General features: G+C 50.6%; 6 protein-coding genes. All 6 read right to left on the bottom strand.

Annotated features, from left to right (window positions below; translation table 11 throughout):
* Positions 1–183 precede the first annotated feature (183 nt).
* Entirely contained in the window at positions 184–1632 is a 1449-nt protein-coding gene (locus AB1S50_RS11475; protein ID WP_367150848.1) for a condensation domain-containing protein, read from the bottom strand.
* Positions 1629–8390, bottom strand: a complete 6762-nt coding sequence (locus AB1S50_RS11470; RefSeq protein ID WP_367150846.1) for an amino acid adenylation domain-containing protein — start codon at positions 8388–8390, stop codon at positions 1629–1631. Before AB1S50_RS11470 ends, AB1S50_RS11475 begins: the two co-directional genes overlap by 4 nt.
* A gap of 2087 nt (positions 8391–10477) precedes the next feature.
* Positions 10478–11434 carry a TauD/TfdA family dioxygenase gene (locus AB1S50_RS11465; RefSeq protein WP_367150844.1) on the bottom strand — a complete coding sequence of 319 codons (957 nt, stop codon included), beginning with the start codon at positions 11432–11434 and terminating at the stop codon, positions 10478–10480.
* Between the two features lie 91 nt (positions 11435–11525).
* Entirely contained in the window at positions 11526–13208 is a 1683-nt protein-coding gene (locus AB1S50_RS11460) for a hypothetical protein (RefSeq protein WP_367150843.1), read from the bottom strand.
* A 46-nt stretch (positions 13209–13254) separates the two neighbouring features.
* On the bottom strand, positions 13255–14037 hold the full coding sequence (locus tag AB1S50_RS11455; protein WP_367150841.1) for an ABC transporter ATP-binding protein: 783 nt from the start codon (positions 14035–14037) through the stop codon (positions 13255–13257).
* A gap of 53 nt (positions 14038–14090) precedes the next feature.
* Positions 14091–15026: a Fe(II)-2OG oxygenase family protein gene (locus AB1S50_RS11450; RefSeq protein ID WP_367150839.1), complete on the bottom strand. Its 936-nt coding sequence runs from the start codon at positions 15024–15026 to the stop codon at positions 14091–14093.
* Positions 15027–15131: the final 105 nt, after the last annotated feature.

Here is a 15131-nt window from a genome sequence, read left to right as displayed (position 1 = left end):
TGTCCTTGATGAGCGCAGCAACACAGTCCAAGTGGCGCCACAGGCCCGCCCTACGGGGCTTTGCGTCGCGTCCGCCCGCTGCGTTGCAGCCGCTTGAAAGGCAGCCAGCATTCCTGCGCGACTGCGCCTAACTGGCGAACGCGACGCAAAGCCTGAGATTGCACTGACTTAATCAGAGGTTCCTTAATCTGGAAGGGCGCTTATTATCTGTTCTGAGTCAGCCATTAACGCAGCCATTAACAAAGGATATTGTTGTATCAAATCCGCAAATTGACTGGCTTCAAATAGTTCTTTGAGATACTCACATTCGACAGATAATCCATTTTTATATTCCACCAGGCGCATATGAATACCACGATCTGCGATACCACCTAGACCCATTTCCGGCGAATAGTTGTGGCCTTCCTGGGAGGACAAATTGATGTAATTAACCTGGATAGTCCGCAGGCATGAATAATCGATATCGAGATCTGCAAGCAACAACGTCATTGGGTAAAGTCGATATTGATAAGACTCGGACAGCTGTTCCTGTAAACGCCCGCAGAGATCAGCAAATTTTTCCCGGTCGCGCAGCTGGCATAAAACAGGCACCTCCATAGCAAAGCAACCCACAACGTCAAAGAACTTTTCACTAAGGCGCGTATCCGACAGCATGGTCACAATAAAATTATGTAGGCCGCTCATTTTATGCACCCAAAGCGCCAGACCACTCATTACAACATTGCTAAATAGAAAGCCATTCTGTTTCGACCACTTCTTCAGATGCTCGAACACCTGCCCATGAAAAAAGAAACTATATTTTTCCACCGCTCCGGATGAAGGAAATATTTCCCGCACATAACCAAACGCCAGATTCTGAAAACGGCGATCCAGCTGCGACTGCAAACGCCGGCAACCATCTGCAAATCGATCCGCGTAGGATATGGCGGGTCGCGGGTCGCGCCCTGTGAGCTGCCAAAGGGGGTCGAAAGCGAGCTCAGAAGTCGCCAAAAGTTGGCGCCAATACTTTCTTGGCGCTGAAATATTATTCGAACTTAATTCTTCGGCTTCCCAGACAGCGTAATCGGTGTAATCCACCGATGGCTTCAATGCATCGATGCGCTGGTTTTTCCCCTGCACCAATGCCTGGCAGATGGTCTGTAGCTGCTGTATCAACAAGTCCAGAGAGCGTGCATCGACACAAAGGTGGTCGATATGCAATAGCAGCCGATTGGCCTCAGCATCTCGAATCAATGCTATAAGAAAATGAGGGAGCTCCCCCAATGGAAGCCGCTGGCTGGCCTGAGCGTCGATCAGTGCATTTAGGATCAGGCTTTTATCCGAACTTTTTCTCAGGTCAATGGCATTGGACAACAAATCCACCTGGACTTGTGGATGCACGCGCTGAATTACACCATCGTCCCGTGCGTGAATTGTCGAGCGAAATACCGAGTGCAAATTAAATAATATCTGCAACGCCTCTGCGATCAGTTCATCATCCAGATTTCTGTACGGCACCACTCTTTTCAACAAAAAAGACGGCCAGCCATGCACAGCGGCAATTTGCTCTGTCGCCCAGGCCTGGTGCTGAAAAACCGTAGCGGGGTATTGTTTCACTGAGCCTGATAAAGTGCTAACGTCATTCTCCGTCATTCAAGAATGACCTCCTCGAGATCTTCTTCCTTCCCTTCTGCCGCTCCGCTTTCCAGGCTCCTGGTCTTGATAATATAGGCGGTAACCTCGGCAGCCAGAACCCGGATCGTTGCCTTTTCAAACAGGGTGGCCAGCGGAATCTCCACGGAAAATTGTTCACGGATCATATTCACCACCTGCGTAGCCAGCAAACTGTGACCCCCAAGGAGAAAGAAATCGTCGTCGATACCGATTTTTTGTAGCTTAAGGACATGTTGCCAGATACCACACAGCTGTTTCTCCACCTCGCTTTTCGGCGCTGCGTACCGGGACTTGATCAGATCGCCCTCTTCAGGCGACGGAAGCGCGGCCCGGTCCAGCTTGCCGTTGCTGGTGCGAGGCAGGCCGGGCATGAAAATATAAACATAGGGGACCATATAGTCGGGCAATTGCACTGACAGAGACTTGCGGAGATGCTGGATCACCCTCTGTTTACGCTGGATAATTTCACCTTCATCTTCCGCGTCGGCAGTGATATCCGTTTGCATGGCCAGGTACGCCACCAGGTGCAGCTCGCCCGACGGCGCCGCTCGTACATCTACGGCGCACTCACATACCCCTTCAAGCAGTAGCAACCGCCTTTCAATTTCTGCAAGCTCAATACGATGACCACGCACTTTTACCTGGCGGTCCATGCGACCGATAAATTCAAGCCAAAGCGGCCTTCCTCCTCCATCGCTACACCATCTCACGGCGTCACCCGTACGGTACAACCGCTCGCCCGGCCGGTCCGCGAAAGGGTGGCAGACAAACCGCTCGGCGGTAAGCCCTCCGCGGGCGCGATAACCCCTCGCCAGCCTCTCCCCACCAATATACAGTTCACCCGCAATGCCGGGGGCAACCGGCTGCAATTCCCCATCCAGCACATAGAGCTGTGTTGAGCCCATTGGCCCGCCAATTGGGCAGGTATCGCGATCGTCGCCCCACTCGTGCGCCAACGCCTGCATGCTGCAGCCGATAACGGTTTCCGTGGGGCCATAGTGATTGAATATCTCGGCCGCTGGAAATAAATGCTGCAACCGCTGGTACAGTGAAGGGCTGAAAGGCTCACCCCCGATCACGAACACATGGCGGTTCTGGCATCTGCCCTCGGTGAGAAAAGGCAGCACAGCCATGATATGGCTGGGGGTCAGACGCAAAAGAAAATGCTTGTCGGTCTCCGTCAAGGTCTTGGCCAGCAGCGCCATATCGGCGCCGGGCGGCAGAAAATTGACACAGTCACCCCGCATCAGCGGCAGAACCAGGCAGGGAATAGTGAGATCAAAATGCATTGCGCTGGCCACGAGCGCGCCTTCGAGATGATCGCGATAGTAGGTCGCAACAGCAAAATCGCAATACCTGGCCAGCGCATCCCTTGAGACCATAACGCCTTTGGCAGTGCCAGTGGATCCGGAGGTATAAATAGAATACGCCAGGTTATCCCCGCGGGCTGTGTTTGCCGGCGCTCTGTCCTCGTGGCCACCCATCAGGCGGCTGCCCATGGCACCATCCACAGGCAACAGTCTTGCGCCTTCAATATAAAGATCTTCTACCAGATGCGCCTGGGTGAGCACCAGAGTGATCCCGCTGTCATCCAGTATCTCCTGCATCCGGCTCTCGGGAGTAAGCGGGTCCAGCGGCAGGTAGGCCGCGCCGGCCTTCCACACTGCCAGAATCGCTATCAGTGAATCGGCACAGGGCTCAAAACACAACCCCAGAGTCGATTCAGTACCCACTCCGGAAGCCGCCAAAAACTGCGCCAGGCGATTGGATTTGCTATTCAATTCTGCAAAACTGAGTTGGCCATCCGCATCACAGGCCGCTGTTCTTTCACCCCATTCGGACAGTGGATGTAAAAGACTGCTTTCCAGTGAAGGGGTCGACTTTGACGGTCCCCTCGCCGCCTCCATCAGCCGGTCTTTTTGCCCGGGCTGAAGGATATTCAGCGCCTTTATCGACCTGGTGGGATCGGCGACTATGCTGGCGACCAGCGTGTGAAAATTCCTGGCGAAATCCACCATGGTGGCAGCGTTGAATATGTCGGAATTGAACAGCCAGTAGATGGAAAGCGCATCTTCCTCAACAGCGACACTGACATAGAGGTCGTGCTTTACATGGTGTTCAGCGCTAACTTCCGCTTCATTGGGGGAACTGGAGCTACCGAGATTGGTGATTGCCAGTCCACCGCTCTGGGCTTTGGCTTCCGCCGGGTTGCGCTCATCCAACTTGATTTGAAACAGCGGGCTGTGGCTGAGGCTGCGCTCTGGATTCAACGTCTCTACCAGCATCTCGAACGGAATCCACTGATGTTGGTAGGCCGCCAGTATGGTCTCCCGCTCAGTGCGCAGGAAACTTTCAAAACCCTGTTCAGGGTCCACGGTTGCCCGCAGTACCAAATCATTGACGAAAAAACCGATGAGATTTTCCAGGTATTGATGGTTGCGCCCGGTAATGGCACTTCCCACTACTATGTCACGCTCACCGCTATAGCGGCTGATCAGAACTTTCAAGGCCGCATGCATAAACATGAATACGGAGCACTGATGTCGCTGACACAGTTGTTTTACTTTTGCACTCAACTCTCCTTCCACTCGCGTGGAAAAGGATTGACCCTTATGCCGCTGTCGCGAGGGTCGCTGACGGTCCAGCGGTAGTTGGTGGAGCAGGGGTAATTCCTGCAGCTGTTCCACCCAGTAATCCAGTGACGCCTCCAGGCGATCGCCCTGCAAACACTGTCGTTGCCACAGCGCGTAATCCGCATATTGAACCCTGAGATCTGGAAGGATTGCGGGCAGGCCCTTGCGGTGTGCATCGTAAAGGGTGACGAAATCTCTTTGCAATATCGCCTTGGAAATCCCGTCACCGGCAATATGGTGCAGCGTGTAGGCCATAATGTGCGCAGTGGCGGACATGCGTACAAGGAGCACCCTCAGTAGTATGTCGCTGGATAAATCGAAAGGGATTTGTCCCTCTTCGACAATTAGGTCACGGGCCTGCTGCCAACGGCGTTCTGTGTCCGCTTCAGCAGTTAAATCAATAAGGCGCAGCGGTAGCTTCGCACCGGCTACTATTGCCTGCACCGGTTCACCATTGTGCTCCCTGATAACACTGCGCAACACCTCGTGCCGCTCCAATACCCCGTTCAGAGCGCGCTCGAAAGCCGTCTGGTCGAAATCCCCCTCGATCAGATAGTAGCCGGGCATATTGTACTGAACACTACCTTCGCCGATACGGTCCACAAACCACAGCCGGCTTTGGGAAAATGACAGCTGAAGCGGCTTGCTGCGATCAGCCGGCAGCAGCTCCGGTAGTGCCTGCCGGCTATCGCCCAATTCGATATGACGGGCGAGACCCACAATAGTTGGGGATTCAAAAATACACCTAAGAGGAAGCTCTACAGCAAACTTTTGCCTAATGCGGCTAATGACCTGGGTAGCCAGCAGGCTGTGCCCTCCCAGGGCAAAGAAATTATCGTCTATCCCTATACGCTGCCGGTTGAGCAGTTCCTGCCAGAGCTGGCACAGAAACTCCTCGGTCGTCGTCTGCGGCGCACGGTAGACACACTGCTGAAAATCCGCGGCACTGAGTGCCGGCAGTGCCCGGCGATTGACTTTATCATTCGCGGTCAAAGGCATTGCATCCAGCACCACTATCGCCGCCGGTAACATAAACGGTGGCAGTTGCCGCTTTAGCTGTTCGAACCACTGGATTTTAAGATTGGACTCGGATTCCCGCTCCTCACCAGTCTGGCGGGCAACCACATACGCCACTATTTGTGGTACTTGCTGTCCATCCAGCCGAGTGGTTACGGCGGCCTCGGAAATACTATCCATGGATTTGAACGCGGCTTCAATTTCACCCAGCTCAATCCTAAAGCCGCGAATTTTGACCTGCAGATCGGCCCTTCCAATAAATTCCAAGCCACCACCTGCCAACCAGCGAACCAGGTCGCCGGTGCGGTAGAGTCTTTCCCCGCTTCCCTCTCCAAAGGGCGATGGAACAAATCGTTCCGCGGTGAGTGCCGGGCGGCGGTGGTAACCCCGTGCCAGGCCAGCGCCACCTATATATAGTTCTCCCACCGCACCCTGTGGTTGAAACTGCAACTGGGAATTTAAAACGTACAGTTGCGTATCTCCCAATGCAGACCCTATGGGCACACTCGCCCCAACGCCAAGCGTCGCAACAGGGGTACATGGATAGATGGTACTGCCTACGGTGGCCTCCGTGGGTCCATACTCGTTGATAAACCTGGCGCTGGGGTAGAGCTGCTGCCACTGGCACAACAGGCCACCGTATAGAGTTTCACCGGCGACCACCACCACATGAGCCACGCGGCTATTTCCAGTCAACTTACCGTGGGCATACAGTGCTTCCAGATGCGACGGCGTGATTTTAAATAGTCGTGCGCTGTCGCCATCAAAATGCGCGCTGAGATCATCCAGCGCTTCGACAGTTTCACTGATCAGATGTATGCCGCATCCAGCGGCCAATCCGACCCACAGGGACCCCACAGTAGCGTCGAACGCAAGGGGGGAGCTGACCACCGCCGAACCTATGTGTGCCGGCACAAACTCTTCAATCCCCTGATCCACAAACTCCGCCACGCTGGCGTAGCTCACCGTCGCACCTTTGGGCACCCCAGTGGAGCCGGAGGTGTAAATCAGGTACATAGCGCACGATGGCTGATACACGCAAGTCAGCGACTCCACTGGATAGCAACTGCTATCCACAATCTCGCTGGCGGTAGCCGAATCATCCACAACAACCCGGTCAAAATCCTGCGGCAGGGATTCCTGCCAGGCCTTAGTAGTGAGTATCAACAGGGGCCGACAGTCTTCCAGAATCTGTATCAAACGGTGCTCGGGGGCTTTGGCATCCAGCGGCACATAGGCGGCGCCACTTTTCATCACCGCCAACAGGGCTATCACCAACTGCGGCCCTCTTGGAAGCTGTATCGCAATCAGGGCTTCCGCGCCAACACCCCTGGCCGCCAAATAGTGCGCGAGCTGGTTGGACTGTGCTTCCAGATCCCCGTAGCTCAACTCGCTCTCCGGCGTCGTTACCGCCACCTTATCCGGCGTCTGCGCAGCAACTGTAGCGATCCGCTGGTGCACCGGCAGGTAGCGCCGCTCCGAAGCCGGATTTCCGCGCCCGAGATCTTTGAGCTCCTGGCAGGCCCCGGCCTGAAGCAGAGGCAGACTCCCCAGGGGGTAGCGTTCCCGCCGGCACAACTGATCGACCAGACTCATTAACAGATACTGGAAGCTCTCCCCCATATTGCGAATGGTGGCCTCGGAGAATAGGGAACTACGGTAAAACCAATCCAGGAGGATGCCGTCATCGCCACAACGAATATCCAGTTTCAATTCAAATGGCAAATTGAGTCGACTATCCGCAGGCATCGTTAGGGATTTCTCAACAATGTTTTCCCCCGCAAGATCCTGCACCCCAAAACTCAATTGAACCAGAGCGCTATAGCTTAAACTCCGCTCGGGATTGATTTCCTCCACGAGCTTTTCAAAGGGGAGATATTGGTGTTCGTAGGCAGTTAGTATCGTCTGTCGATTGCGCTCAAGCAGGCTGGCAAAATCCTCACAATCGTCAATGGAACTGCGCAAGACCAAAGTATTGACAAAAAATCCGATTAGACCTTCCAGTTCTGCACTGGACCTTCCGGCAATTGGGGTCCCAATCACCACATCATCCTGTTGGCTCCAACGGGCAACAAAAACTGAAAAAACACTGTAGAGCAGGATAAACGGCGTAACCCGGTATTCCCGACAAACGGCTCTCAACGGTGCAACTATGCCGACATCCATGCTTAACGACAATACAGCGCCATTGAAATCCTGCTGCGCTGGGCGCTGAAAGTCCAAGGGCAACTGATGTACTGAAGGCATACCATTAAGCTGCTCGCGCCAATAGCCGCAAAGGTGCTGCAGAACGGACCCTTTGAGCCATCCACGCTGCCATTCGGCGTAGTCCGCGTACTGTAGCGGTAATGTGGCGAGACTCGCCCTGGACTCAGTATGAAATGCATTGTATAGCTGTATCAGTTCCCGCTCAAAAATTCCCAATGACCAACCATCACAGGCTATATGGTGCAATGTGTAGAGCACACAGGTTTTTTGCATGGGAAGTTGCAACAGACGCACTCGAATTGGTGGCCTTTGAGCCAGATCAAAGTTCTTCTGCCGCTCCTGCTCACCGATCTGAAAAATGAACTCTGAAGCCCTTTCGATGCCCTGCTCCCTTAAATCCTCTACACTGAGAGGCACCTCCGGATCGGTAAGAATATGTTGATAGACACCGGTATTGTCCTCACAATAACAGGTGCGCAAAATAGCCTGCCGCTCCATTAAAGCTGCTATTGCCTCTTGCATCGCTTCTGGATCTGCTTCGCCCGACAGCATAAAACGGCTATGCATATTGAATTGCGTGCTGTTTGGCTCCAATTTGTGGATAAACCAGAGACGCTGCTGTGAAAAGGAAAGGGGCAATCGATCCGGAGGAGAGTCGCCAGCTTTCAAGGGAGGGGGCGTAAGGGATGGCGAGGAATCCGATTCGAGGCTGGACAAATAGCAAATGATGGCCTGTTTATGTTGGCGCACCGCTAGCTTGTCCTCCTCGTTCAAGGCGCCCTTTTTTGCCCGAAACTTTAACTCGTCATTCTCAACGTATAAATAAACACCTTTACTGATCAGGGATTGGACCAGTGAAATTTCAGGAGAGACAGCCACAAACAGGGCTCCTATAGCGTAATCGATAGGAAGTGTGAATTTGGGATCTTATTTTTCGACAGCAAGGCTTCGCTGCGAGAAGTACTTACACAGTACCCACTAAACCGGTAACGTATTTTTGTGGATTTTTAGCCACCTTGCCAAATAGTTACTACCACTAATTCGGTATTTATGTCAGATTTTATCCATACGGCGATAAATGAAAAAAACTCCGGACATAAAACCAAGACACCCATATAGGCAAAACGTAGAAAAACCGTGTCATAAACAGTATTTCCGGATCGATGGGAAGGGCAGATAGAAAGTGATTCCCCTTGCATCAAGTAATGATACGCAAAACGGCGAAAAAACATCACGACGAGAGAGTTCAAACAACATAGCGCGGTGAAAATATGTCAAAAAGCAGACTAAAGGGCGCACAGGCCAACAACGGCAGCTCTTCAGCTAATACGGGAGATAAATGAACTTAACGTCCCTCAAGCACGGAAAGCAACTCACACAGCTCACGATCTTTGCTAAGCGCATCCAGTGTACCGCCATCTTCCAACTGCTATCACATCAAATTCTGTAGCCTAAAGCCAAAATTGCGACTGATACCGGTCAACCAGCAGGAAGAATCTTGCTTCGTCGGTGGCTTATCTTTATTCTAAATTGCCAAGCAACACGCTAGGCGGGGATGGGCCGAACAGGGAAAAGCTTCCGCACGGATGGCCACTAATTGACCGCCCGACAGTTTTGTGATTATCCTCTCCAGCGATTTTTGCTGTCGCTACATGCTAGATTGCCAATACTGTCACTGATGGTGATGTCACCGTGATCAATAATGACGATGTAGCTGCAAATCCTTTCTACCAGACGCGGTAGATGAGATGAGTAAACTATAGCCATTGCCGGCCGCAATCAGTGCGACAACGACCTCTTTCACCACAATAACCGAATTGGCATCCATTCCTGTCTTAGAATCATTGAGGAATAATACCTTTGGATCGTGAATAACACCAGCGCTGATCAGGACTTTTTGTATCCTGACCCGGGAAAGACCCGTATAGGCAGCTTCTTTACGTCCACGAAGCCCAGGATGTTCAGGAAGTCATGACATCACTGACTGACTTTTGCTTCGAACAAGTCGTGTGCCCGCGCGATAAGCCAGGGGAGGGCGGGCTGTCCTAGATATTCGCAGTTTCCGGCCCATAACCGATGCTCCACTTGACTTCAAGTGGTAACTCACAAATATCAAGGCCGTACATGAAGGTCTCACCATAAGTAGTTGGCGGCATGCCTACATAACCAAGGTTACGTTGGCTCCCCATTCTATCGGGCCAGGACAGGATATTGATAACCAACAAAGCGCCGGGCCCTAGCCGCAGAGTGAGCTTACTGTGGAAGAGTATAGTTTACGCTTGGCTGTATTTGCTTGAGATACGAGTCCCAGACTGTAGCGGACTGATGTTCCTAATGACCACTTTTCACACAATTTTCCACCTGCCAGCAAATAACGCATAAACGGCGGGCGTCCCGCGGTCTGTAGAACAGATGGAATCACAGAATAGGTTCGCTATTGCTTTTGCTTTAGAATTTTCTGAATGGCAGTGCAGAGCCACCGATTTAGGCAATGTCAGCGTAAAGTTGGCCTTGGTTTGTGACAACTCATACTCACCAGCATCCGGCATAACTTAAAGAAAATTCAAGCTGGAACTTTCGCCTGTATTAACCGTCTAAACTGTGCCCGGAATACTGACATAATGGGACTTGATGCAATAACTGGTATGGCTGTCAAGCTAACCAACAATCAATACTGTTGGAAAAGAATAGGCCTTACGTGCTTTCCTATTTAGCACGTCATTCCCACATTTCATCCAGTCATCTTCATATATTAAATTCCAATTTGAATATATATAAGGGATACAATATGTGTTATTTTTCCTGCCCAGAGGGCCCCAATAATTTCCTTCGCAACAATCACTGATTTGATATCGAATGCAATCAAAATCTCATTTTGAAGCGCTGCTTGCGAATCATTCTGCGTAGCAGTTTTACTAATAAATTCAGATTTATGGGAGGAGGGATTCAGGGCTCCACCTAATAATTTATGCCATGCCCACTAATACCGAGCGCTTACCGGAAAACGGCTGTCGGCCGTGAGCGTAACGCATATTATCAAGCAGCATCAAATCGTGCTCTTGCCAGTTAAAAACAATCGTATTTTCGTCATAAGCTCTGCGGATTTCATTTAAGTACTGTGTTGGAATTTTTTCACCATCCCCGAAATATACATTTCTCGGCAATACATCTTCATCATAAATACTCAATAGCGACTTGCGCACATCCTCACTTAAATTTGAAATATGAAATAAGTGGGCTTGATTGAACCAGATTTTCTCATCCGTCCCTCGATGTTCAATGACTGCCTGGCACACTTGTTTGGTGCGCAGGCTCTCATTCTCCAACCACTCCCAGTCGATACTGTGGTTCTGGCAATAGTCTTCCACCTCTTTTCTATCCCGGGTTTGAAAAACCTCCTGCCAGGGCAAGTCCGCCCCACTGTAGTTTCTCACATAGAGCAGCTTTCTCTGCTCAAACTCGCGACGGGTACTCTCTGAAATGGCTGAATACACCTTACCGCTGTCGGCGATAGGCGTCGCACCACCTGCCTCGGCAGCCTGGGCACAATAAAAGCCTATATACTCAGGCCACGAGGTGGCGTAAGAATTTTCGTTGTGAAGAGGAATAGTCTCGCCGGGGTGGTACTCAGACGATGTATAGACCTGTCCGCGCATTTTTGTACGTGGCGTGGATCGGTATTCGTAGTCCGCCAGAGATTTTTGGAAAATTTGACTTAACACTCTGCCAAGCTTTTTACTGCCTGGAATTGGCAATCCGCGGATCAGTAGCGCCCCCTCTTCCTGCAAGGTGGCAAACACCCTTGAATAATTTTCATTGAGCCAGTCATTGGCTTTCTCCCCGGTCAGGTTGACCTTTATACATGGAATTTGACCGCACTGGTTTCCTATTTTACCCAGGCTTCCAGCGTAATTTTCCATCATTGCGTTTTCTCTTTTGAGTGCAAGGTTGAAGCTGAGAAGACACATTGCTACAAGCAGGTGACAATGCCGTAGTACACACTTATCAAAAGCATTATTGGACAATGCCGCTCCAGCTCAGGTGCCTGTCTCCCGAAGTAGGATCGTCCATTTTGCTTTTCAGCAGGCGCTTCCAAGTGAAGATCGCAAGAGCTGCGACGATAACCGAATAGACCACCAGCCCCAAGTTGCCCAAATAGAAGGCCATCAGGTAGTGTCCAACAGCAAAAAAACCAATGGGTATGACGACTAAGTAATAATCCAAAACCAAAGGTAAAGGGCGTGTCACTGCATTCATATCCTGTGAAAACGGCATTTTCCTGAACCTTAAGCCCTGCAGCGAACAACCGAGAAAGGCGACCAGGGTGGCACAAAGGACATCAAGTAGGAATGCACTTCCCCAACCAAGAGCACAAATGAAAACAAGTAAGATACAGGTCGGAACCACAATATGAAAAACAAACGCCAACAAGCTCGCTTTTACAATTTCATCCCATTTGTCGCCCAGTGGTAAGCTCTGGTAGATCCAGGCGGCTTGGTGCCGGTCACCATACTGAATATTGGCAATGGTAGTTACCATAAAACAGCTGAGTGCATAGATAAAAAGAAATAATGCGAAGCTGCCAGACAGAGCCTGCACACTAAAATGAAATTTGTCGTATAAAAATAGCAGGGCAAAAGCCAATACGATTCCGAGTTGAGGGTAGACGCGAAGTTTAAATCCAAAGTCGGTGGACATTAGCTTTGTCACCAGCATAAATATACCCTTGCCCACCGGCTGCCGCTTAAAAAATCGTCTGGCGAGGTAGGCATATAATCGCTGGTTTACCCAGGGCTTTTGCTCGGCTTCCTGGGCGAGTGCAAGCTTTTCAAGCATAATTTCATAGCGCCTACTGAACAAGCAATAGGACAGTCCAACTATGATAGGCGGAACAACGACAGCAAGAGTTGCCAGGGCCCCAGTGAGAGCAGTGGCGCCCTCGCTTAGCCACGCGATCAGGCCGGCCAACCAGGCCGGGGGATAGAACAAAAGCCAGTTCCCATTTATTTGGGCGCTCATCAATTCAGCAGCATCGAAATTTTCGCTAAAGAAACCATCCACATAGAGATTTAGCGCAACAAGGCAAAACGCTGAGGCCAGAATCAGGGTATAAAACAGAAGAGTACGAATTCTTTCCGGGCTGATCAAGTGGCTCGCCAAAGCCAGCAGGCAGAATACTGGTGTCAGCAAGAGCGCAATGATTAGTACTTGGGAAATCATGAAGCCCAGGAGGGCAAGTGCACCATAAGAATATGCCACAAACACAGCACTGAAGAGATTTAATGAACATGTCATAGCCAAGCTGTACTGCAGTGCATGTATCAGCTTTGCCAGTGACAGAGTGGGGGAATTTACCGGCATCGCTGCAAGAATATGGCGGTCGGACACATCGCTAAATACACTGGTAAAATGGGAGAAAAGCACAAAGCCCAACACCGACAAAACCATGGTGTAGTTCAACACCATGGCCGTAAGTGGTTTCTCAAATAAAAATGCGAGACAGGGCAATATTCCAAGGCACAAAAACAAGAGCATTTGCAAATGGAAAACCCCAATTCGGGCAAGCACAGTATTATGCCCCAGCGCTGTGTCCCAGGACCGGTCTTTCGCCTTGCGCTTGATCGACAGCAGCTGATTTACCTGATTGACATCCACTGACCTCCCGGAGACCAGTTTTTGAAGAAGTTTCCACAACATAAAACGGTCCCCCTGCACTTGCATATCACAGAGTCACTAATTCCATTCACAGAGCCAAGGCACCCATGTAGTCATCGGCAAGGCCCTGAATGGATTGATGACTTGTCAATTCGCCAAAAATTGTTTCCAGACTTTTCTCTTTTTTTAATGACTTCAAGTGTTCGAAGCTACCATCGGCCACAATTTCCCCGCGATCAAGAATGATAATTCTGTCACACAGGCGCTCAACTACATCCAGCATATGCGAACTGTAGAAAATCGTTTTGCCACGCTTGGCCAGCCGGAGAATGATCTCCTTTAACAACAACACCGCATTGGCATCTAGCCCGGACATAGGCTCATCGAGAAATAACACATCGGGATCGTGAAGTGTGCCTGCTGCCAGTAGAACCTTTTGTTTCATGCCCTTGGAAAAGGATTGCATGGGTTGGTTTTCCCGGGAACTGAGTCCAAATACCGACAACAAAGCACGGGCGCGCTGTGTTATTTTTTGATCTGCCATGGAGTGCATGCGGCCGTGAAATAGCAGATATTCCATTGGACTCAAGGCATCATAGAGCAGGGCAACTTCCGGAACATAACCAATACGCCGCTTTACAGCAACCGAGTCTTTACGGAGATCGAGGCCACACACCTGGGCTTCGCCATGGAAGTCGCCGATGCTCCCAATCAATATTTTTATTGTGGTGCTTTTCCCTGCACCATTTACACCCAGATAACCCACGACTTGCCCAGCGGCAACGGAAAAATTTAAGGATTTCAAAACCGTCACATCACCATAGTGTTTCGATAGGTTTTCTACCCTCATCACTGACCTTGGTTCGGACATGCATCACCTTATTTATATTGTCATTCTGCAAATTCCCGACTGCCCTACGACCATCAGGCAAAGGCCGCCGCCACCGTCCGAATTCCGGAGCCGGGCGTCCAATTGTTTACCGAGTGTACCCAATTGAAATTATTCGCCAGTATAAAGTCTCCTGGTGTTAATTTCAGAGTGATTTTGCGCAAAAAAAGCTTATCAAAATCGATATCCGAATGCACGCTACGTCTTGCCGGCCCCCAATCTATCTCTCTGATATCGCTATAGTCTGGCGGCTCTTTAAACAGCTGCTCACGCCTGAGAAAAATTTCCATAAATTTCAGCACATCAAAGTCCGTTGTGCAAATAGAGTCCCAGTAAACATAACGCATATCTTCGGTAATCAGAGAATGGGATTTTACCGGCCTTCCCAAGACTTCATACAGCTTGAGCTTAGAACTCACCGAAATTTCATTCAACACGATATCGTCGTCTTTTAACGCACCGTTTCGCAAATCCACGCGGAACATAGATCGGGCCTGGGCTATGTCTGCTGCCGTCGGCGTGCCGTCAAATTTGGCTCTGACGCCCAGCTCCCGAAGATCAGCAAATAGTGGACTTAAACCATCCACATTCATTAAAACAGTTTCACCACCGTCAGTTGTATTCTCATAGCAAAAGAAAGACGCCAGTTGTAAGGTTGCGAAGCTGGAGCCCTCTGAATGCGGCGGCACCACATTGTAATCCTTCCGTTCGTTCACACTCATGTAATACTGTCCGATATTTTTACGCGTCCCCAGAGAAGAAGCAAAGGTTGCCTGCAGTTTCAATGAGTCCAGCAACCCCAGACGCTTGGCGACCTGGTGTATCAGCGCATCGGCGTCGCTGCTTGAACAAGACCGGATAAGAACGACTTTGTCTTCACGCAGGCACTGCAGAAGATAGTCGGAATCATTTTTTCTCCGTACATCTTCGACGATGAACAACGATGAAGAATCTTCTTTAATTATTGGCATAATTGATATTTCCGTCTATATCCCACAAACATGCTGAACATGGATTGTTAGAGCAATGCCATGTGTCGCCTCAATTGTGTCACAACCTTATGGGAAGCATTTGTC

Origin of the sequence: Microbulbifer discodermiae, from assembly GCF_040742695.1 — a bacterium.
Taxonomy (GTDB): domain Bacteria; phylum Pseudomonadota; class Gammaproteobacteria; order Pseudomonadales; family Cellvibrionaceae; genus Microbulbifer.
This window is presented reverse-complemented; position numbering and strand designations above follow the sequence as displayed.